Source organism: Terrabacter sp. P2_E3 (genome assembly GCF_056403915.1).
Genome location: NZ_JBFUEN010000014.1, coordinates 43,381 through 62,920 on the forward strand (window position 1 = coordinate 43,381; position 19,540 = coordinate 62,920).

General features: G+C 72.1%; 18 protein-coding genes. 16 read left to right on the forward strand and 2 right to left on the reverse strand.

Annotation, left to right across the window (positions count from 1 at the left end; all coding sequences use genetic code 11):
• Positions 1-61 precede the first annotated feature (61 nt).
• The 7 genes from aroC to AC1DW8_RS17875 all read left to right on the forward strand — a co-directional run bounded on the left by aroC (position 62) and on the right by AC1DW8_RS17875 (position 5,394).
• The gene (gene aroC / locus AC1DW8_RS17845) at positions 62-1,282 is read left to right on the forward strand and encodes a chorismate synthase (protein ID WP_478095357.1); all 1,221 of its coding nucleotides are present in this window, start codon (positions 62-64) and stop codon (positions 1,280-1,282) included.
• Entirely contained in the window at positions 1,276-1,806 is a 531-nt protein-coding gene (locus AC1DW8_RS17850) for a shikimate kinase (RefSeq protein WP_478095358.1), read from the forward strand. Before aroC ends, AC1DW8_RS17850 begins: the two co-directional genes overlap by 7 nt.
• The gene (aroB, locus tag AC1DW8_RS17855) at positions 1,803-2,930 is read left to right on the forward strand and encodes a 3-dehydroquinate synthase (RefSeq protein WP_478095359.1); all 1,128 of its coding nucleotides are present in this window, start codon (positions 1,803-1,805) and stop codon (positions 2,928-2,930) included. The genes AC1DW8_RS17850 and aroB overlap by 4 nt, the downstream gene beginning before the upstream one ends.
• Before the next feature lie 10 nt (positions 2,931-2,940).
• Positions 2,941-3,378 (forward strand): type II 3-dehydroquinate dehydratase, encoded by a 438-nt coding sequence (gene aroQ, locus AC1DW8_RS17860; protein WP_056776452.1) that lies wholly within the window; start codon positions 2,941-2,943, stop codon positions 3,376-3,378.
• 87 nt (positions 3,379-3,465) lie between these two features.
• Complete coding sequence (locus AC1DW8_RS17865; protein ID WP_478095360.1) at positions 3,466-3,993, forward strand: hypothetical protein; 528 nt, start codon at positions 3,466-3,468, stop codon at positions 3,991-3,993.
• A gap of 138 nt (positions 3,994-4,131) precedes the next feature.
• Positions 4,132-5,064, forward strand: a complete 933-nt coding sequence (locus AC1DW8_RS17870; RefSeq protein ID WP_478095361.1) for an intradiol ring-cleavage dioxygenase — start codon at positions 4,132-4,134, stop codon at positions 5,062-5,064.
• Positions 5,065-5,100: 36 nt separating this feature from the next.
• Entirely contained in the window at positions 5,101-5,394 is a 294-nt protein-coding gene (locus AC1DW8_RS17875) for a hypothetical protein (RefSeq protein ID WP_478095362.1), read from the forward strand.
• A 7-nt stretch (positions 5,395-5,401) separates the two neighbouring features.
• Here the strand turns inward: AC1DW8_RS17875 and AC1DW8_RS17880 are convergent, their stop codons facing one another.
• Positions 5,402-7,438, reverse strand: a complete 2,037-nt coding sequence (locus AC1DW8_RS17880) for a HelD family protein (RefSeq protein ID WP_478095363.1) — start codon at positions 7,436-7,438, stop codon at positions 5,402-5,404.
• Between the two features lie 274 nt (positions 7,439-7,712).
• On the opposite strand from AC1DW8_RS17880, the gene efp reads away from it, so the two are divergent.
• The gene (efp, locus tag AC1DW8_RS17885) at positions 7,713-8,276 is read left to right on the forward strand and encodes an elongation factor P (protein WP_020143980.1); all 564 of its coding nucleotides are present in this window, start codon (positions 7,713-7,715) and stop codon (positions 8,274-8,276) included.
• A 16-nt stretch (positions 8,277-8,292) separates the two neighbouring features.
• A complete protein-coding gene (gene nusB / locus AC1DW8_RS17890) occupies positions 8,293-8,706 on the forward strand; it encodes a transcription antitermination factor NusB (protein ID WP_478095364.1) in 414 nt (137 codons plus the stop codon).
• A 108-nt stretch (positions 8,707-8,814) separates the two neighbouring features.
• On the opposite strand, the gene AC1DW8_RS17895 is transcribed toward nusB, so the two are convergent.
• Positions 8,815-9,918 (reverse strand): DNA glycosylase AlkZ-like family protein, encoded by a 1,104-nt coding sequence (locus AC1DW8_RS17895; protein ID WP_478095365.1) that lies wholly within the window; start codon positions 9,916-9,918, stop codon positions 8,815-8,817.
• Positions 9,919-10,105: 187 nt separating this feature from the next.
• Between AC1DW8_RS17895 and pyrR the strand changes: the two genes are divergently transcribed.
• The 7 genes from pyrR to AC1DW8_RS17930 are packed head-to-tail and all read left to right on the forward strand — an operon-like array spanning position 10,106 to position 19,527.
• On the forward strand, positions 10,106-10,708 hold the full coding sequence (pyrR, locus tag AC1DW8_RS17900) for a bifunctional pyr operon transcriptional regulator/uracil phosphoribosyltransferase PyrR (RefSeq protein ID WP_056776468.1): 603 nt from the start codon (positions 10,106-10,108) through the stop codon (positions 10,706-10,708).
• Positions 10,705-11,703 (forward strand): aspartate carbamoyltransferase catalytic subunit, encoded by a 999-nt coding sequence (locus AC1DW8_RS17905; RefSeq protein ID WP_478095366.1) that lies wholly within the window; start codon positions 10,705-10,707, stop codon positions 11,701-11,703. The genes pyrR and AC1DW8_RS17905 overlap by 4 nt, the downstream gene beginning before the upstream one ends.
• On the forward strand, positions 11,700-13,037 hold the full coding sequence (locus AC1DW8_RS17910) for a dihydroorotase (RefSeq protein WP_056826932.1): 1,338 nt from the start codon (positions 11,700-11,702) through the stop codon (positions 13,035-13,037). The genes AC1DW8_RS17905 and AC1DW8_RS17910 overlap by 4 nt, the downstream gene beginning before the upstream one ends.
• A gap of 20 nt (positions 13,038-13,057) precedes the next feature.
• Positions 13,058-14,320, forward strand: a complete 1,263-nt coding sequence (carA, locus tag AC1DW8_RS17915) for a glutamine-hydrolyzing carbamoyl-phosphate synthase small subunit (RefSeq protein WP_200961802.1) — start codon at positions 13,058-13,060, stop codon at positions 14,318-14,320.
• Position 14,321: 1 nt separating this feature from the next.
• Complete coding sequence (carB, locus tag AC1DW8_RS17920) at positions 14,322-17,690, forward strand: carbamoyl-phosphate synthase large subunit (RefSeq protein WP_478095367.1); 3,369 nt, start codon at positions 14,322-14,324, stop codon at positions 17,688-17,690.
• Complete coding sequence (locus tag AC1DW8_RS17925) at positions 17,687-18,577, forward strand: dihydroorotate dehydrogenase electron transfer subunit (RefSeq protein ID WP_478095368.1); 891 nt, start codon at positions 17,687-17,689, stop codon at positions 18,575-18,577. Before carB ends, AC1DW8_RS17925 begins: the two co-directional genes overlap by 4 nt.
• Entirely contained in the window at positions 18,577-19,527 is a 951-nt protein-coding gene (locus tag AC1DW8_RS17930; protein ID WP_478095369.1) for a dihydroorotate dehydrogenase, read from the forward strand. Before AC1DW8_RS17925 ends, AC1DW8_RS17930 begins: the two co-directional genes overlap by 1 nt.
• The last annotated feature ends 13 nt before the right edge of the window (positions 19,528-19,540 follow it).

A 19,540-nucleotide genomic window follows, 5' to 3' on the forward strand; every position in this document is an offset into this window, starting at 1 on the left:
CCGCGGTCCCGCGGAGCGGGCGGGTCGGGGGCGACGACGGACCCCGTGGGAGGATCGGGTCATGTTGCGTTGGTTGACGGCCGGTGAGTCGCACGGTCCCGCACTCGTCGCCATGATCGAGGGGCTCCCCGCCGGAGTCGAGGTCGGCGCGAAGGACCTGCAGGACGCCCTGTCCCGCCGCCGGCTCGGCTACGGCCGCGGCGCGCGGATGAAGTTCGAGCAGGACGAGGTCGAGTTCCTCGGCGGGCTGCGCCACGGCCTGACGCTCGGTTCGCCGATCGCGGTGCGCATCGGCAACAGCGAGTGGCCCAAGTGGACGACCGTGATGAGCCCCGAGGCCGTCAGCGACGAGGCGTTCGCCGCCTCCGACGACGTCAACGCCGAGAAGGAGGTCGCGCGCAACAAGCCGCTGACCCGCCCGCGGCCGGGTCATGCCGATCTCGTCGGCATGCAGAAGTACGGCCACGAGGACGCCCGCCCCGTGCTCGAGCGCGCGTCGGCCCGTGAGACGGCGGCCCGGGTCGCCCTCGGTGAGATCGCCGCCCGGTTCCTCGAGCAGTCCTACGGCATCCGCCTCGTCTCGCACACCGTCTCGATCGGGACGACGGGTGTGCCCGCAGGCGCGGCCCTGCCGACGCCCGACGACGTCGAGCGTCTCGACGCCGACCCGGTGCGCGCCTTCGACCCGTCGGGGTCCGCGGCCATGGTCGCGGAGGTCGACGCGGCGAGGAAGGACGGCGACACCCTCGGGGGCGTCGTCGAGGTGCTCGCCTACGGCGTGCCGCCGGGCCTCGGCTCGCACGTCCACTGGGACCGAAAGCTCGACGGGCAGCTCGCCCAGGCCCTCATGAGCATCCAGGCGATCAAGGGCGTCGAGGTCGGCGACGGCTTCGAGACGGCCCGCCGTCGTGGCTCCGAGGCGCACGACGAGATGGAGATGGTCGACGGCGTCATCACCCGTCGCACCGGCCGCGCCGGTGGCACCGAGGGTGGCATGTCGACCGGTCAGGTGCTCCGCGTCCGCGCCGCGATGAAGCCGATCAGCACGGTGCCCCGCGCCCTGTCGACGGTCGACGTCGCGACGGGCGAGGCCGCGACCGCCATCCACCAGCGTTCCGACGTGTGCGCCGTGCCCGCAGCGGGCGTCGTCGCCGAGGCGATGGTCGCGCTCGTGCTCGCGCAGTCCTGCCTCGAGAAGTTCGGGGGCGACTCGGTGGCCGAGACGTCACGCAACCACACGGCATACCTCGACGGCATCCGGGAGGGGCTGCGCACATGGTGAACGAGCACGTGACCCGACCGGTCGCCGTCGTCGTCGGGCCTCCCGGCGCCGGCAAGACCACGGTCGGCCAGGCCCTCGCGGCGCGGCTCGGCGTGCCGTTCCACGACGTCGACGCGGCCATCGAGGCCGCGCAGGGACGCTCGATCTCCGACATCTTCGTCGACGACGGCGAGTCGGTCTTCCGCGACCTCGAGCGTGCCGAGGTGGCGCGTGCCCTCGCGGAGGAGTCTGGCGTCCTCTCGCTCGGTGGGGGAGCCGTCATGGACCCGCTCACCGAGGTGGCCCTCGCCCGCCACGCCGTCGTCTTCCTCGACGTCGCCATCGCCGACGCGAGCAAGCGGATCGGCTTCGACCGCTCGCGCCCGCTGCTGTCGGTCAACCCCCGCGCATCGTGGGTGCGGATGATGAACGACCGTCGCCCCACCTACGAGCGCGTCGCGACCGTGCGCGTCGACACCGCGGGACGCACGCCCGAGGAGGTCGTCGACGTCGTCGTCGCCGAGCTCGAGGCGGCCCGCGCGTGAGCGGTGCGGCCGAGCCGACGACGATCCCCGTCGGCGACGACTACGACGTCGTCATCGGGTCCGGCGTCCTCGACCGGGTCGGTGACCTGCTCGGCGACGACGTCGAGCGCGTCCTCGTCGTCCACCCCCCGACGCTGCCGGAGCTGACCTCGCGTCTCACCGCGGCCCTCGAGAGCCAGGGGTATGCCGTCCACGTCGCCGAGGTGCCCGACGCGGAGGCCGCCAAGACGGCCGAGGTCGCGGCAGCCCTCTGGGCCCAGCTGGGCCGGGCGGGCTTCACCCGCACCGACGCCGTCGTGGGAGTCGGAGGCGGCACGGTGACCGACCTCGCCGGCTTCGTCGCGGCGTCATGGCTGCGCGGCGTGCGCGTCGTCCAGGTGCCGACGACCCTGCTCGGGATGGTCGATGCAGCCGTGGGCGGCAAGACCGGCATCAACACCGCCGAGGGCAAGAACCTCGTCGGTGCCTTCCACCCCCCGGCCGGGGTGCTCTGCGACGTCGACGTCCTCTCGAGCCTGCCCGAGGCCGACCTCGTCGCGGGACTGGCCGAGGTCGTCAAGTGCGGCTTCATCGCCGATCCGGTCATCCTCGACCTCGTGGAGATGGCCGTCGCCGACGACGCGGAGCAGGCGCGCAGCGCCGCCAACCCGCACCTGCGTGAGCTCATCGAGCGCGCCGTCCGGGTCAAGGCCGAGGTCGTCGCCGCGGACCTGCGCGAGAGCTCGCTGCGCGAGATCCTCAACTACGGCCACACCTTGGGCCACGCCATCGAGCAGGTGGAGCACTACTCGTGGCGGCACGGCGAGGCAGTCGGAGTCGGCATGGTCTACGTCGCCGAGCTCGCCCGCCTCACCGGTCACCTGACCGGTCCCGAGGGCGACGCGCTCGTCGCGCGACACCGCTCGGTCCTCGAGTCGCTCGGCCTCCCGACGACGTATGCCGCGGGGCGCTGGGACGAGCTGCTCACCGCGATGCGACGCGACAAGAAGTCCCGGGGCTCGACGCTGCGTTTCGTCGTGCTCGACGGGTTGGGCCGGCCGAACCGTCTGGCCGGGCCTGACGACGCGCTGCTCCAGGCGGCCTACGGCCTCGTGTCGCGGCGCCCCGACGCGAGGGCTCACTAGACTCACGGCCATGACGGCACCCACGGTCTTCGTCCTGTCGGGCCCCAACCTGAACCGTCTCGGCAGCCGCGAGCCGGAGGTCTACGGCTCCGACACGCTCGACGACGTCCACGCCGCGGTGCAGCGCGAGGCGCGCGAACTCGGACTCGTCGCCGACTGCCGCCAGACCAACCACGAGGGCGAGCTCATCGACTGGCTGCACGAGGCCGTCGACGTCGGCGCCGACGTCGTGCTCAACCCGGGCGCCTTCACCCACTACTCGTATGCCGTCCGCGACGCGTGTGCCATCGTGACGACGAGCGGTCGCAGCCTCGTCGAGGTGCACCTGAGCAACCCGGCCGCGCGCGAGGAGTTCCGGCACACGTCCGTCGTCGCGGGCGTCGCGACCGGCACCGTCGCCGGCTTCGGCCTGCAGTCCTACCTGCTGGCGCTGCGCGCCCTCGTCTGACGCCACGGACGGGCGCCCCGTCACGATGTGGTGACGGAGCCCGAGGCTGGCGGTCCGGCTCGACTCCGGACGTCGTACGTTGCTGTTGTGACCCTCGCAGGGCGGCTTGCAGCCGGCGGCGCGGTGCTCGTCGCCGCGGGCGCGCTGTCGGGATGCGTGCAGCCGGTCCGGCATCCGCCAGCGGCCCCGGCAGCGACCACCGTCGCGGTGCCCGGCTGCCCGCCGGTGGTGGTCACGCCGGTGCAGCGCGCACTCATCGACTTCACCGACTTCGTCGTGCACGACGGCGTCACCTACAGCTCGCGCCCTGATCGGCCGCAGGCGCTCGCACCCGCCCAGCTCGGACCGGAGGTCTTCCGGGTCTCGTGCACCTACTCGAGTCTCAACGAGCTCACCCAGTCCGAGCTGCCGGAGGCCACTGAGCACTCGGCCGGCTTCATCCCGGCCCGGTCACCGGTGTTCGAGCTCAAGGGATGGTCGGCGGCCTGTCGCCTCGCCGCCCAGCACGACGGCAGGTGGTACGTCTACCTCGCCACGGTCGACACGCCCGACGCCTCCAGGGTCAAGGAGTGTGCGCTCGACCCCGGCCGGTGGACGCAGGACGAGCGTTCGTGATGCCTGGGACCGAGGGTGCCCCTCGATGACAGCCCCTCTCACAGCGGCCGCACAGACGGCGCAACGGCTCAGCACGGACGCGACTCCCAGAGTCTTCTCAGGAGGGACCACCGGGTCCCGCGACGAAAGGGTCGGCCCATGGCACCGCGTACTCCCTCGGCTCCTCCGCACGAGTGGCTCGACGAGCACGGCCACGAGATCGAGGACCACGACCGGGGTCTCGTCTACGACCTCCAGACGCTCGTCGACCGGCGTCGTGCCCTGACCCTCTTCGGTGGTCTCGGGGTCGCCGGCGCGCTCGCGGCGTGCAGCACCGGGACGCCGTCCGCGGCCTCGACCGGATCGGCGACGAGCAGCTCGACGAGTGCGAGCACGTCCTCGGCGTCCACGACGAGTGCCGCAGCCGGGACGTCTACGGCCACCTCCGGCGACACGGCCGACGCCGACCTCGTCGAGGCGCCGGACGAGACCGCGGGTCCCTACCCGGGCGACGGCTCCAACGGCCAGAACGTCCTCGACGACTCGGGCATCGTGCGCCGCGACATCCGCAGCAGCTTCGGCTCGTCGGCGACGACGGCCCAGGGAGTGCCCCTCACGGTAAAGCTGACGGTGAAGGATCTCGCGACGAGCTCGGCGCTCGTCGGCGCCGCCGTCTACGTCTGGCACTGCGACCGCGACGGCAACTACTCGATGTACAGCCAGGCCGCGGCCGACGAGAACTACCTGCGCGGCGTGCAGGCCACCGACGAGTCGGGCACGGCGACCTTCACGTCGATCTTCCCGGCCTGCTACGCGGGGCGCTGGCCGCACATCCACTTCGAGGTCTACTCGAAGGTGAGCGACGCGACGTCGAGCGGCCCCATCGTCAAGACGTCACAGATCGCCCTGCCCCAAGCCACCTGCGAGGCGGTCTATGCCGCGACCGGCTACGAGCAGAGCGTCGGCAACCTCTCACAGGTCAGTCTCCAGCGCGACAACGTCTTCGGTGACGACGGTGGCATCCACCAGCTCGCGACGATGTCGGGCAGCGCGTCGTCCGGCTACACCGCGGCGCTGACGATCGGCGTCTGACCGCGATCAGACCGGGACGAGTGGGAGCCTGATGCCATGAGTGACAACGAGGTGCTCGTCGTCAGTGCGATGGCGATCAACGTGACGATCCCGGAGCCGCTGCGCTGGAACGACTCCCGCCGGGGTCAGGAGTTCCGGCTCGACACCCTCAACGTCCGGATGCTCCCTGACGGCCACCTCGCGGCCAAGGCGTACGGCCGACCCGTCGAGGGCGGGCGCGGGGCCTACGTGTCGTTCACCGTGCCGGACCGCCCCGAGCTCGCTGCACTCGTCGCGGCCGCCGCGGACCGGGCCGCTGAGAGGTGGGCGGCCCACCAGGGGCTCGGCTGAGCCCGCGTCAGGCAGCGCCGAGCGCCTCGGGGAGCGGCTCGGCGTGCACGATCGTCAGCTCCGAGACCGCTCGGGTCAGCACGACGTAGAGGCGCCGCAGTCCGGTGCGCTCGTCGGGCTCGGCCGCGGCGATCGCGGCCGGCTCGACGACGACGGTGCGGTCGAACTCCAGACCCTTGGCGACGCTGGCCGGCACGACCTCGACCTGGTGGTCCTCGTCGTCGCCGTGGTCGCGGTCGAGCCGGCCGTGGGAGACACTGGCAGCCGCGAGGGCGGCCGACACCCGGTCGACGTCGGTGTCCGGCGCGATGACGCCGACCGAGCCGGCAGCGCTCGCAGCGCGTTCGACCGCCCGCACGACCTCGACGTCGAGCTCGCCCGCCGCTGCGGGTCGGATCTCGAGCCGTCCGGGGTTGTCGCGCACCGACACCGGTGCGCCGAGGCCCGGCGCCATGACGGGCAGCAGGCGCGCGGCGTACTCGATGACGACGGCTGGGACCCGGAAGCCGCGGTCGAGCACGACGAGGTCGTGGTCCTCCTTGCCGAGGTGACGCATGGCCTCGTCCCAGGACGCGGTCGCCCACGGCGTCGTGCCCTGGGCGATGTCGCCCAGGACGGTGACCGAGCCCGTCGAGCACCGCCGGCCGACGGCGCGCAGCTGCATGGGGGAGAGGTCCTGCGCCTCGTCGAGCACGATGTGGCCGAGACTCGGCAGGCGACGCAGCAGGTCGGCGAGCTCGTCGAGCAGGGCCATGTCGGCCCGCGACCAGCGGGCGGCGCCCTTGGTGCGGGCCGGCTTGTCCCACAGCAGCATCGACTGCTCCGCGTCGGTCAGGTCGTCGCCGGCAGCGGCCCGCAGCGCGTCGGCGTCGGACCACAACCGGTGCAGCACCCCCTGCGGGTCGAGCGCGGGCCAGACGGACGAGACGTACGTCTTGACGGCGGCCGACCTGGCGACGGCGTCCTGCACGCGGTCGTCGGGCGCCTCGCCGGCGCGCTCCATCTCGAGCAGGACGTGGTGCGCGAGCCGCTGGGGGAGGAGGTCGCGTGCGGCGGAGTAGCGCACGCCGCGGGCGGCCAGCTCGTCGAGGATGTCGGCCACCTCGGAGGCCGGCACGCGCCACTTGCGCACACCGCGCGGTACGACGACCGCCTCCGTGGGGCGCACGATGCTCGACCAGACGGCCCGGCGCAGCACCGACGCGAGGCGCGGGTCGCCCTTGAGGGCGGCGACGTCGGCCGTCTCCTCGGCGCGCACCCGGCCGTGGTCGAGCAGGCTCTCGATCGTCGCGTGGCCGACTCGCACCTCGCCGAGCGACGGCAGGACGGCGCCGATGTGGTCGAGGAAGGCGCGGTTGGGGCCGACGACGAGCACACCGGAGCGGTCCAGGCGGTCGCGGAAGGAGTAGAGCAGCCACGCAGCACGGTGCAGTCCGACGGCCGTCTTGCCCGTGCCCGGCGCACCCTGCACGCAGACACTCACGGCCACGTCGCTGCGGACGATGTCGTCCTGCTCCGGCTGGATCGTCGAGACGATGTCGCGCATCGGACCGGTGCGGGGGCGCTCGATCTCGGCCGCGAGGAGCGAGCCTGCCGGCGAGCCGGACTGATCGGGCTCGCGCAGGTGCTCGTCCTCGAGGGCGGTGAGGCGACCCCTGTCGACGCCGAACCGACGCCGCAGCACGACGTCCATCGGCTCGAGCGGCGACGCCCGGTAGAACGCGGTCGAGATCGGGGCGCGCCAGTCGACGACGACGGGGTCGCCCGCCTCGTCGGAGACGTGCCGTCGGCCGATGTGGAACTGCTCCGCCGGCCCGTCCGTGGGGTCGAGGTCGATCCGGCCGAAGAAGAGGGTCGTGCGCGGGTCGTCCTGCAGCGACGCGATGCGTCGGGCCAGCACCCAGCCGAGGACCTCGCCCGAGATCGCATCGCTCGCCTTCGACGCGTCGAGCGACTCCGCGAGCCGGCGCATCCGGGCCAGCTGCTCCCGCGCGTCGTCGAGGTAGGCCTGCTCCCGGGCGAGTTCGGAGTCGAGCGACGTCACGCGCAGCAGCCTTCCGTGCAGGGCAGCACGCCGAGAAGGTGCAGACTCACCGGGACTTCGAGGCGGTGGGTGGCGACCTGCTCGGTGCGTTGCGGGCGGGGGAACGGGTCAGCGTACACCGGCGAGGACGGCGACGGGTGTGCGCGATTCCGCGATCGGGTGGCGTCCCGGCTAGACTCGTGCGGCAACTCCCCAAGACAGTGAACGCCCGGCGATCCGGCGTGCCCAGAGGCGCGCGCCCCGACCGGCCGGCATACGAAAGTGGTTTGTGACGATGGCTTCGACCAACGACCTGAAGAACGGCATGGTGCTCAACATCGAGGGACAGCTCTGGTCCGTCGTCGAGTTCCAGCACGTGAAGCCCGGCAAGGGCCCTGCGTTCGTGCGCACCAAGCTCAAGGCCGTCCTCTCGGGCAAGGTCGTCGACAAGACGTTCAACGCCGGTACCAAGGTCGAGACGAGCAACGTCGACAAGCGGACGATGCAGTACCTCTACAAGGACGGCACCGACTTCGTCTTCATGGACACCGACACCTACGACCAGCTCAACGTGTCGGAGACCGTCGTCGGCGACGCCGCCAACTACCTCCTCGAGAACCAGAACGCGCTCGTCGCCACCAACGAGGGCCTGCCGCTCTACGTCGAGCTGCCCGCGTCGGTCGTCCTCGAGATCACGCACACCGAGCCGGGCCTGCAGGGCGACCGCTCGACCGGCGGCACCAAGCCGGCCACCCTCGAGACCGGCGCCCAGATCAACGTGCCGCTCTTCCTCGAGTCCGGCACCCGCGTCAAGGTCGACACCCGCGACGGGTCGTACCTCGGCCGAGTCAACGACTGAGCGGACGCGAATTCCCTTGGCAGCACGCAGCAAGGCCCGTACCCGGGCGCTCGACATCCTCTTCGAGGCGGACCAGCGCGGCCTCAACGCCGAGACGCTCCTCGACGAGCGCCTCGGCGACCGCGAGTCGCGGGCCGCGAACAATCCGTACACCGCGGACCTCGTGCGCGGCGTCGTCGGGCGCTGGAAGGACATCAACGCCGCGCTGACCGACTACAGCCAGGGCTGGACCCTCGACCGGATGCCTGCCGTCGACCGCACGATCCTGCGCCTCGGCGCGTGGGAGGTCCTCTGGAACGACGAGATCCCCGACGGCGTGGCGATCTCCGAGGCCGTGGCGCTCGCCACCGACCTCTCGACGGACGAGTCGCCGGCCTTCGTCAACGGACTGCTCGCGCGCATCGCCGAGGTCAAGGCCACCATCGTCTGACGCAGCGGCGCACGCCCCTGCGATCGAAGGGCACCCACCGCGGCCGGTGGGTGCCCTTCGCCGTCGCTGCCCCGTCGGTCGGGGTCGCTCGGGGTCGGTCAGGGTCGGTCAGGCGGTCGTCACGACCGGCTCGAGCGAGCGCCCGAGGACCTCGCCCAACCGCACGGCCTCCTCGTCGAGCGAGGTCCTCGGGGGCGATCCGTGACCGGCGGCCCACGCGACCCGCAGCTCTCCGCGGACGACCGACCACGTGCCGCACACGACCCCGCCGCGCAGGACGACGTCGGCTCCCCGCGTCACCGCCGGGCGCAACGCCGGGGGCACGACATGCGCGTCCTTCGTGCCTGCGCCCATGACCCACGGGTCGTGGCCGGGGAGCAGCCGCACGGCGTCCGTCGGCTGGGCCGCGCGCAGGCTGTCGGCGTCCTCCGCGAGCACGTACGCTGTCCCGCCCGCGACCTCGACGGGCTCGAGGTGCTCGCGCAGGTCCGCCAGCCAGCCGTCGATCCGCCGGCGTCCGGCGCTGAGGCCGTCGCCGAGCCAGTAGTGGACGTGCTCGGGCGTCGCGGGGCCGTACGCGTGGAGGTAGGCGCGGACGGCGTGCGGGCCCGCCGCAGCGAGGTCCCACACGCCCGCCCACCGGGGGTTGGCTTCGAGCCGCTGGAACGTCGCCCGTCCGTCGCGTGGCGGCCCGAACCCCATGTCGCCCTGCCACGTCAGTGCCTTGCTGAGGGTGACGGCTCCCTCGTCGAAGACGGGGCGTAGGTGGCGGTAGGCGGAGCCCCGGGTCACGGCCGAGCCGAGCTCGGCGACGGTGAGCGGCCCGTCGGCGAGGGCCTCGCGCACGGCAGCGCGGAACCCCGGCCAGTCTTTCGGGCCGAGCCGGTAGTACTCCTGCCAGCTCTTCCGCTCCCACTGACGGCCGGCCGCGCGCAGCGCGAGGTAGGCGCCGCCGTCCTCCGGGGTGAGGTAGTGGGTGCCCCCGCGGAACGCGTACACCTTGACGAGGCGACCGTCGACGAGCGCCCGGGCCACCTCGTGGGGGCGTGACCGAGCGCGCCGCAGCCGCACGGTGAGCTCGGCGAGCCGCTCCTCCTTGGCCGGGACGGCCCCGAGCCGCCGCACGACCTCGGCGACCGACCCTCCGCCCACGGGATCGAGGAGCTGTTGCTGCAGCCGCCAGGAGAGGGCCCCGGCCCAGGTGATCGACACCCTCGGAGGCTAGCCGCGGTGGCGGACGATCGGGGTCCGGGTCACGGACGGACCCGTCGTTGCGACCGTTCGGGACGTTCTCACGGTGTGGCGCGGTGTCGGGGCGTCGTGAGCCGGACGTTACACTCGGCGCCGTAGACATCCTTTAACCACCGTCCTGTGAGGCGGGGAAGGAGGTCCAGCGGCGATGCCCTGCCCTGACCTGAGCGCACCTGACCAGTCATCGACGGACCGCTCGAGCATCCCTGAGGACGCTCGCGACGTCATGAGCGAGGGAGACATCTCCCGGGCGCTGCGGCGCATCGGTCACGAGATCCTCGAGCGCAACAAGGGCAGCGAGGGGCTCGTCCTCCTCGGCATCCCCTCGCGCGGGGTCCCGCTCGCCCGCCGCCTGGCGGCCTGCATCGAGGAGGTCGAGGGGACCGCGGTGCCCGTCGGCGAGCTCGACATCACGCTCCACCGCGACGACCTGCGCCGCAACCCGGTGCGCACGGCTCATCGTTCGCGCATCCCGGCCGGCGGCATCGACGACCAGGTCGTCGTCCTCGTCGACGACGTCCTCTACTCCGGGCGCACCATCCGCGCCGCCCTCGACGCGCTCTCCGAGCTCGGCCGACCCCGCGCCGTGCGCCTCGCCGTGCTCGTCGACCGGGGCCACCGCGAGCTGCCGATCCGCGCCGACCACGTCGGCAAGAACCTGCCGACCTCGAGCGCCGAGCGGGTGCACGTCCGGGTCGCCGAGGTCGACGGCCTCGACATCGTGCGGATCAGCGGGGGTGACGCGCGATGACCAAGCACCTCATCTCCTCCGCCGACCTCAGCCGCGCCGAGGTCGAGGACATCCTCGAGACCGCGGCCTCGATGCACGACCTCCAGCGACGCGAGGTCAAGAAGGTGCCGACCCTGCGCGGGCGCACGGTCATCAACTTCTTCTTCGAGGACTCGACCCGCACCCGCAGCTCGTTCGAGATCGCGGGCAAGTGGATGTCGGCCGACACCATCAACCTCTCGGCCAAGGGCTCCTCGACGAGCAAGGGCGAGAGCCTCCGCGACACGGCGATGACCGTCGCCGCCATGGCGGTCGACGCGCTCGTCATCCGGCACCACGCGTCCGGTGCCTGCCACCAGGTCGCGCAGTGGGTGCGCTGCAGCGTCATCAACGCGGGCGACGGCACCCACGAGCACCCGACGCAGGCCCTGCTCGACGCGTACACGCTGCGCACCCGGCTCGGTGACCTCGACGGCAAGCACGTCGTCATCGTCGGCGACCTGACCCACTCCCGCGTCTTCCGCAGCAACGTCATCACGCTCAAGACGCTCGGCGCCCGCGTCACGGTCGTCGCGCCGCCGACGCTCATGCCGAGCGGCATCGGGGCGTGGAGCGCGGCCGACGGCTTCGCGACGAGCTGGGACCTCGACCCCGTCCTCGACGGTGAGGGCGAGCACGGGCCCGTCGACGCCGTCATGATGCTCCGCGTCCAGCGCGAGCGGATGAGCGGTGGCTACTTCCCGACGGCGCGCGAGTACACCGTCGGCTACGGCCTGACGCGCGACCGGCTGGAGCGCCTCGTCGCCCGCAACGACGACGTCCTCGTGCTCCACCCCGGCCCGATGAACCGCGGCCTCGAGATCGCACCCGAGGCGGCCGACTCCCCGCAGTCGGTCGTGCTCGACCAGGTCTCGGCCGGCGTCGCGGTCCGGATGGCCGTGCTCTACCACCTGCTCGCCGGCGAGGACACGCCCGCGCCCATGCCCGCCAGTGCCACCGAAGGAGCCGTCCGATGACCCGCCTCGTGATCCGCGGCGCCCGGCTGCTCGGTGCCGACCAGGCCGACCTGCTCGTCGAGGACGGCGTCATCACCGAGGTCGGCTCGGTCTCGGTGCCCTCGGACGCCGAGGTGCTCGACGCCGACGGCCTCGTCGCACTTCCCGGCCTCGTCGACCTGCACGTGCACCTGCGCGAGCCGGGCCGCGAGGATGCCGAGACGATCGCCACCGGCTCGGCGGCCGCTGCCGCCGGCGGCTTCACCGCCGTCTTCGCCATGGCCAACACGAGCCCCGTCACCGACACCGCCGAGGCCGCCGAACGCGTGCTCGACCTCGGGCGCGCGTGCGGGCTCACCGAGGTGGTCCCCGTCGGCGCCGTGACCAAGGGCCTCGAGGGCGCCGAGCTCGCCGAGCTCGGTCTCATGGCCCGCTCGCGGGCGAAGGTGCGTGTCTTCAGCGACGACGGCCACTGCGTGCACGACGCGCGGATCATGCGCCGGGCACTCGAGTACATCAAGCCCTTCGGCGGCGTCGTCAGCCAGCACGCGCAGGACCCGCGCCTCGCGGGCCGCGAGGCCTGCTGCCACGAGGGCGAGGTCTCCGGTCGGCTCGGCCTGCCCGGTTGGCCCGGCATCGCCGAGGAGTCGATCGTCGCGCGTGACGTCATGCTGGCCCGACACACCGGATCCCGCATCCACGTCGCGCACGTCTCGACCGCCGGGACCGTCGAGGTCATCCGCTGGGCGAAGGCGCAGGGCATCGACGTCACCGCCGAGGTCACGCCCCACCACCTCGTGCTGACGACCGACCTCCTGCTCGGCTACGACCCCGTCTACAAGGTCAACCCGCCGCTGCGCCCGACCGAGGACGTCGAGGCCCTGCGCGCGGCCCTGGCCGACGGCACCATCGACGCGGTCGCCACCGACCACGCCCCCCACGCTCTTCACGACAAGGAGCACGCCTTCGTCGACGCGGCCTTCGGGATGCTCGGCCTCGAGACGGCCCTCTCGGTCGTCAGCGACGTCATGGTGCGAACCGGCCTGCTCGACTGGGCCGACGTGGCACGGGTCATGTCGACCGCGCCGGCACGGATCGGCGGGCTCGCCCACCAGGGAAGGGAGCTCGCCGTCGGCAGCCCCGCCCACATCACCCTCGTCGACCCCGACCGCGAGGTCACGGTCGACGCCGCCGCGAGCCGCAGCCGCTCGCGCAACAACCCGTGGCACGGGCGCACCCTGCACGGAGCCGTCCTCGCGACGGTCCACGCGGGGCGCGTCACCCACGACGTCCGCAACGGCGCGGGCACCCGACGAGAACTGACGAACGCGACGACCTCGGGAGCAGACCTGTGACCACCCAGACCCCCCTGACCGTGCCCACCCGTGACGGGTGGCCCAGACGCACCCGCGTGGCGGCGACCCTCGTGCTCGAGGACGGCCGCACCTTCCACGGGTCTTCCTACGGTGCACTGGGCCAGACCGTCGGCGAGGCCGTCTTCTCCACCGGCATGACGGGCTACCAGGAGACGCTGACCGACCCGAGCTACCACCGGCAGGTCATCGTCATGACCTCGCCGCACGTGGGCAACACGGGCGTCAACACCGAGGACGACGAGAGCAGCCGCATCTGGGTCGCCGGTTACGTCGTGCGCGACCCCGCCATCCGGGCGTCGAACTGGCGCGCCACGCGCGACCTCGAGGACGAGCTCGTCGACCAGGGCGTCGTCGGCATCTGCGACATCGACACGCGCGCCCTGACCCGCCACCTGCGCGAGCGCGGGGCGATGCGGGTCGGCATCTTCAGCGGTGACGCCGCCGAGCGCCCCGAGGCCGAGCTGCTCGAGGCGGTTCGCACGAGCCCGCAGATGGCCGGGGCCGCGCTCGCCGCCGAGGTCACCACCTCCGAGCCGTATGCCGTCCCGGCCGTCGGCGACAAGAGGTTCACCGTCGCGGCCGTCGACCTCGGCATCAAGGCGATGACCCCGGCGCTCATGGCCCAGCGCGGCATCGAGGTGCACGTGCTGCCGGCCACCGCGACGATCGACGACGTCCTGGCGGTGGGGGAGTCCGGCCCCGACGGCGTCTTCTTCTCCAACGGTCCCGGAGACCCTGCAACCGCCGAGCGCGAGGTCGCGCTGCTGCGTGAGGTGCTCGACCGCGGCATCCCGTTCTTCGGCATCTGCTTCGGCAACCAGCTGCTCGGTCGCGCCCTCGGCTTCGGCACGTACAAGCTGAAGTACGGCCACCGCGGCATCAACCAGCCGGTCATGGACCGCACGACCGGCAAGGTCGAGGTGACCGCTCACAACCACGGCTTCGCCGTGGACGCACCCCTCGACGAGGACAGCGACACGGCATACGGCCGCGTCCGTGTCTCGCACGTGTGCCTCAACGACGACGTCGTCGAGGGGCTCGAGTGTCTCGACCGTCCCGCGTACTCCGTGCAGTACCACCCCGAGGCCGCGGCCGGCCCGCACGACGCCGCCTACCTCTTCGACCGCTTCGTGGAGCTCATGGAACACGGTCCGGCGCGCGTCGCGCCTGGACTGACGAGCGAAGCGAGCGAAGCGAGCCAGCCGAGGAGGGAAGGCGTGACGACACCAAGCGCCGGACCCGCGACCGGAGGGAGCAAATAACATGCCAAAGAGAAGCGACATCCAGAGCGTGCTCGTCATCGGGTCGGGTCCGATCGTCATCGGCCAGGCCTGCGAGTTCGACTACTCCGGCACCCAGGCCTGCCGCGTGCTGCGCGAGGAGGGCATCCGCGTCATCCTCGTCAACAGCAACCCGGCGACGATCATGACCGACCCCGAGTTCGCCGACGCCACCTACGTCGAGCCGATCACGCCCGAGGTCGTCGAGGCGATCATCGCCAAGGAGCGCCCCGACGCCGTCCTCGCCACCCTCGGCGGGCAGACGGCGCTCAACTGCGCGATCTCGTTGCACGAGAACGGAGTTCTCGAGAAGTACGGCTGCCCGCTCATCGGGGCCAACGTCGAGGCGATCCAGCTCGGCGAGGACCGCGAGAAGTTCAAGGGCGTCGTCGAGCGGTGTGGTGCCGAGTCGGCCAAGTCCCTCATCTGCCACTCGATGGACGAGCTGCTCGCGGCCGCGGACGAGCTCGGCTACCCGGTAGTCGTGCGCCCGTCGTTCACGATGGGCGGCCTCGGGTCGGGCTTCGCCTACGACGAGGCCGACCTGCGCCTCCTCGGCGGTGCCGGGCTCCAGTACAGCCCCACGACCGAGGTGCTCCTCGAGGAGTCGATCCTCGGCTGGAAGGAGTACGAGCTCGAGGTCATGCGTGACCACGCCGACAACGTCGTCGTCGTCTGCTCCATCGAGAACCTCGACCCCATGGGCGTGCACACGGGTGACTCGATCACCGTCGCGCCGGCCCTGACGCTCACCGACCGCGAGTACCAGCGGCTGCGCGACATCGGCATCGCCGTCATCCGTGAGGTCGGCGTCGACACCGGCGGCTGCAACATCCAGTTCGCCGTCAACCCCGACGACGGACGCATCATCGTCATCGAGATGAACCCGCGCGTCTCGCGGTCGAGCGCGCTGGCCTCCAAGGCGACCGGCTTCCCGATCGCCAAGATCGCGGCGAAGATGGCCATCGGCTACACGCTCGACGAGGTGCCCAACGACATCACCCGCGAGACCCCGGCGAGCTTCGAGCCGTCGCTCGACTACGTCGTCGTCAAGGTGCCGCGCTTCGCCTTCGAGAAGTTCCCGGCGGCCGACCCGACGCTGACGACGACGATGAAGTCGGTCGGCGAGGCGATGGCGATCGGGCGCAACTTCACCGAGGCGCTGCAGAAGGCCCTGCGCTCGCTCGAGAAGAAGGGCGCGAGCTTCCACTGGGACGGCGAGATCACCAAGGCCGCCGCCGAGCGAGCGCTCGAGGAGGCCAGGATCCCGACCGACGGCCGCATCGTGCTCGTGCAGCAGGCGCTGCGCGGCGGGTGCAGCGTCGAGGAGGTCCACGACGCCACCGGCATCGACCCGTGGTTCCTCGACCAGATCGCGCTGATCAACGACGTCGCGACGATGCTCGCCGACGCCCCCCAGCTGACGCCGGAGCTGCTCCGCCTCGTCAAGCGCCACGGTTTCAGCGACGCCCAGGTGGCCTCGGTCCGGCGTATGCCGGAGGCCGTGGTCCGCGGCGTGCGCCACGCCCTCGGGGTGCGCCCGGTCTACAAGACCGTCGACACGTGCGCGGCCGAGTTCGCCGCGACGACGCCCTATCACTACAGCTCGTACGACGAGGAGACCGAGGTCGCGCAGCGCGAGCGTCCGGCCGTCATCATCCTCGGCTCGGGACCGAACCGCATCGGGCAGGGTGTCGAGTTCGACTACTCCTGCGTGCACGCGTCGTTCTCCTTGCGCGACAAGGGATTCGACACGGTCATGGTCAACTGCAACCCCGAGACGGTCTCGACCGACTACGACACGAGCAGCCGTCTCTACTTCGAGCCGCTGACGCTCGAGGACGTCCTCGAGGTCATCCACGCCGAGAGCCAGGCCGGGCCGATCGCAGGCGTCATCGTGCAGCTCGGCGGTCAGACGCCGCTCGGACTCGCGCAGGCGCTCGAGGACGAGGGGGTGCCCATCGTCGGCACGTCGCCGAGCGCGATCCACCTCGCCGAGGACCGTGGTGCCTTCGGCCAGGTGCTGGCCCGGGCGGGCCTCATCGCCCCGAAGCACGGCACGGCCTACAGCTCGGACGAGGCCCTCGTCGTCGCGCGCGAGATCGGCTACCCGGTGCTCGTGCGCCCGTCCTACGTGCTCGGCGGTCGCGGCATGGTCATCGTCTACGACGACGACTCCCTCGTGACCTACGTCGAGAAGGCGACCGAGGCCTCGCCCGACCACCCGATCCTCATCGACCGCTTCCTCGACGACGCGATCGAGATCGACGTGGACGCGCTCTTCGACGGCGAGGACATGTACCTCGGCGGCATCATGGAGCACGTCGAGGAGGCCGGGATCCACTCGGGCGACAGCTCGTGCACGCTGCCGCCCGCCACGCTCGGCGACGGTGAGCTCGAGCGCGTGCGCGTCGCGACGCGCAAGCTCGCCGAGGGCATCGGCGTCCGCGGCCTCATGAACGTCCAGTTCGCGCTGGCCCAGGACATCCTCTACGTCATCGAGGCCAACCCCCGCGCGTCGCGCACGGTGCCGTTCGTCGCCAAGGCGACGGGCGTGCCCATCGCGAGCGCCGCGGCCCGGGTCATGCTCGGCGCCACGATCAAGGAGCTGCGCGAGGAGGGCATGCTGCCCCCGACCGGCGACGGCGGACGGATGCCCGACCACGCTCCCGTCTCGTGCAAGGAGGCGGTGCTGCCCTTCAAGCGCTTCCGCACCAAGGAGGGCGTCGCGGTCGACTCGCTCCTCGGCCCGGAGATGCGCTCGACGGGCGAGGTCATGGGCATCGACGTCGACTTCGGCTCGGCCTTCTCCAAGGCCCAGCAGGGCGGTGGGTCGGCGCTGCCGCGCTCCGGGGCGATCTTCGTGTCGGTGGCCAACCGGGACAAGCGCGCCATGCTCTTCCCGGTCAAGCGCCTCGTCGACCTCGGCTTCACCATCCTCGCGACGAGTGGCACGGCCGCGGTGCTCAAGCGCAACGGCATCCCCGCGACGCTGGTCCGCAAGATCACCGAGCGCGACGGTGACGCCCCGGGGGAGAAGTCGATCGTCGACCTCATCCGCGAGGGCACCGTGCAGATGGTCGTCAACACGCCGTCGGGCCAGGACGCCCGTGCCGACGGCTACGCGATCCGCGCGGCCACGACGAGCGCCGACAAGCCGATCATCACGACCATCGCGACGCTCGCCGCCGCCGTGCTCGGCATCGAGGCGGGGCTCACGGAGGAGATCCGCGTCAAGTCGCTGCAGGACCACGCGCGCGACCTCGACCTCTACGGTCGCGGCACGGCAGCGGCGCCGTCCACCGCGCCGGCATCGGCCACGGCGACGGCGACGGCTGGAGCGACCGCATGAGCGAGCGCCAGCTGCGCGCCCGGGTGACGCAGGAGGTCGCGGAGGTCATCGCGACCCGGCGGGTCGGCGCGTACCAGCACCTCACCCTCGTCGCCCCCGGCGTCGCCGAGCTGGCCCGCCCGGGTCAGTTCGTCGCGCTCGCCGTCGGCGGCGAGACGTCCGGCACCCTGTTGCGCCGGTCCTTCTCGATCCACAAGGTCAGCCCGAGCGGCACCTACGGCGGCACGGTCGAGATCGTCGTCTCGGCCGTCGGCACCGGCACCCGGTGGATCGTCGACCGCGCGCCGCACGACACGATCGACGTCGTCGGCCCGATCGGCAAGGCGTTCCCGCTGCCGACCGACCCCGTGGCCTGCGTCCTCGTCGGCGGCGGCTACGGCAGCGCACCGCTCTTCTGGCTCGCGGCCGAGCTGCGCGAGCGCGGCTGCCACGTCGAGATGGTCCTGGGTGCTGCGAGCGAGGACCGTCTCTTCGGCGTCGTCGAGGCCCGCCGCAGCTGCGACGGCGTCACGGTGACGACCGACGACGGCTCGGCCGGTCAGCGGGGCTGGGTCAGCGACCCGCTGCCCGAGATCATCGAGCGCACGAAGGCGGGTGTCGTCTACGGCTGCGGCCCGATGGGGATGCTCGAGTCGATCACCCGGGTCGCCCAGGCGCACGACGCCGTCGCACAGGTCGCCGTCGAGGAGTCCATGGCCTGTGGTGTCGGCGTCTGCATGACGTGCGTCATGCCGGTCGTCGGCTCCGACGGCCGCACCCGGATGGTGCGCTCGTGCGTCGAGGGGCCCGTCTTCCGCGGCGACCGCGTCCGCTGGGACGCCTTCGACGGAGGCCATGCCCGCGTCCCCGACGATGCCGTCGGCGCCCCGAAGGTGGGTGGCCACTGATGGTGGACCTCTCCGTCGACCTCGGGGGCGGCCACCGGCTGCCCAACCCGCTCATGACCGCCTCGGGCTGCGCGGCCAACGGCAGGGAGCTGCATCGCTTCTTCGACATCGCCGACCTCGGCGCGTTCGTCACCAAGTCCGTCATGGCCGACCCGCGGTCCGGCCGTGGCACCCCCCGCATGGCCGAGACGCCATCGGGGATGCTCAACTCGATCGGCCTGCAGGGCCCGGGCATCGAGGCGTTCGTCGACGAGGACCTGCCGTGGCTCCAGTCCGTCGGCGCGCGCGTGCTGCCCTCGATCGCCGGCAGCTCGAGCACCGAGTACGCCCACGTCGCGGCCACGCTGCGCGCGAGCCGGGCCTTCGACGCCGTCATCGGCGTCGAGGTGAACATCTCGTGTCCCAACGTCGCCAACCGCGGCCTCGTCTTCGCCTGCGACCCGCTCGCCTCGGCCAAGGTCATCGCCCTCGTGCGCGAGCAGCTCCCGCGCGACATCCCGGTGTTCGCCAAGCTGAGCCCGGACGTCACCGACATCACCGCCATCGCGGCCGCCTGCGTCAAGGCCGGCGCCGACGGCCTGACGATGATCAACACCCTGCTCGGCATGGTCATCGACACCGACCGGATGCGTCCGCAGCTCGGCGGGGTCACCGGCGGCCTGTCGGGACCCGGCATCCGACCGGTCGCGGTGCGGGCCATCTGGCAGGTGCGTCAGGCGATGTTCGAGGGCCGCATCCCCACCGTGCCGATCATCGGCGTCGGGGGCGTGCGTACCGGCCGTGACGCCCTCGAGCTCGTCGCCGCCGGCGCGAGCGCGATCCAGGTCGGCACCGCCGTCTTCAACGACCCGTCGGCGCCGGTCCGTGTCCTGCGCGAGCTCTGCGAGCTGCTCGACGCCAAGGGCTTCGAGCGCTTCACCGACGCCGTCGCCGTGGCCCACGGCCGCTGAGCCACCCGACCCG

Coding starts and splice junctions, on each gene's coding strand:
- carB (WP_478095367.1), top strand. CDS start 14,322: ATGCCAAAGAGAAGCGACATCCAGAGCGTGCTCGTCATCGGGTCGGGT.
- AC1DW8_RS17875 (WP_478095362.1), top strand. CDS start 5,101: ATGAGTGACAACGAGGTGCTCGTCGTCAGTGCGATGGCGATCAACGTG.
- aroQ (WP_056776452.1), top strand. CDS start 2,941: ATGACGGCACCCACGGTCTTCGTCCTGTCGGGCCCCAACCTGAACCGT.
- AC1DW8_RS17910 (WP_056826932.1), top strand. CDS start 11,700: ATGACCCGCCTCGTGATCCGCGGCGCCCGGCTGCTCGGTGCCGACCAG.
- pyrR (WP_056776468.1), top strand. CDS start 10,106: ATGCCCTGCCCTGACCTGAGCGCACCTGACCAGTCATCGACGGACCGC.
- efp (WP_020143980.1), top strand. CDS start 7,713: ATGGCTTCGACCAACGACCTGAAGAACGGCATGGTGCTCAACATCGAG.
- AC1DW8_RS17870 (WP_478095361.1), top strand. CDS start 4,132: ATGGCACCGCGTACTCCCTCGGCTCCTCCGCACGAGTGGCTCGACGAG.
- AC1DW8_RS17905 (WP_478095366.1), top strand. CDS start 10,705: ATGACCAAGCACCTCATCTCCTCCGCCGACCTCAGCCGCGCCGAGGTC.
- AC1DW8_RS17850 (WP_478095358.1), top strand. CDS start 1,276: ATGGTGAACGAGCACGTGACCCGACCGGTCGCCGTCGTCGTCGGGCCT.
- AC1DW8_RS17925 (WP_478095368.1), top strand. CDS start 17,687: ATGAGCGAGCGCCAGCTGCGCGCCCGGGTGACGCAGGAGGTCGCGGAG.
- AC1DW8_RS17930 (WP_478095369.1), top strand. CDS start 18,577: ATGGTGGACCTCTCCGTCGACCTCGGGGGCGGCCACCGGCTGCCCAAC.
- aroC (WP_478095357.1), top strand. CDS start 62: ATGTTGCGTTGGTTGACGGCCGGTGAGTCGCACGGTCCCGCACTCGTC.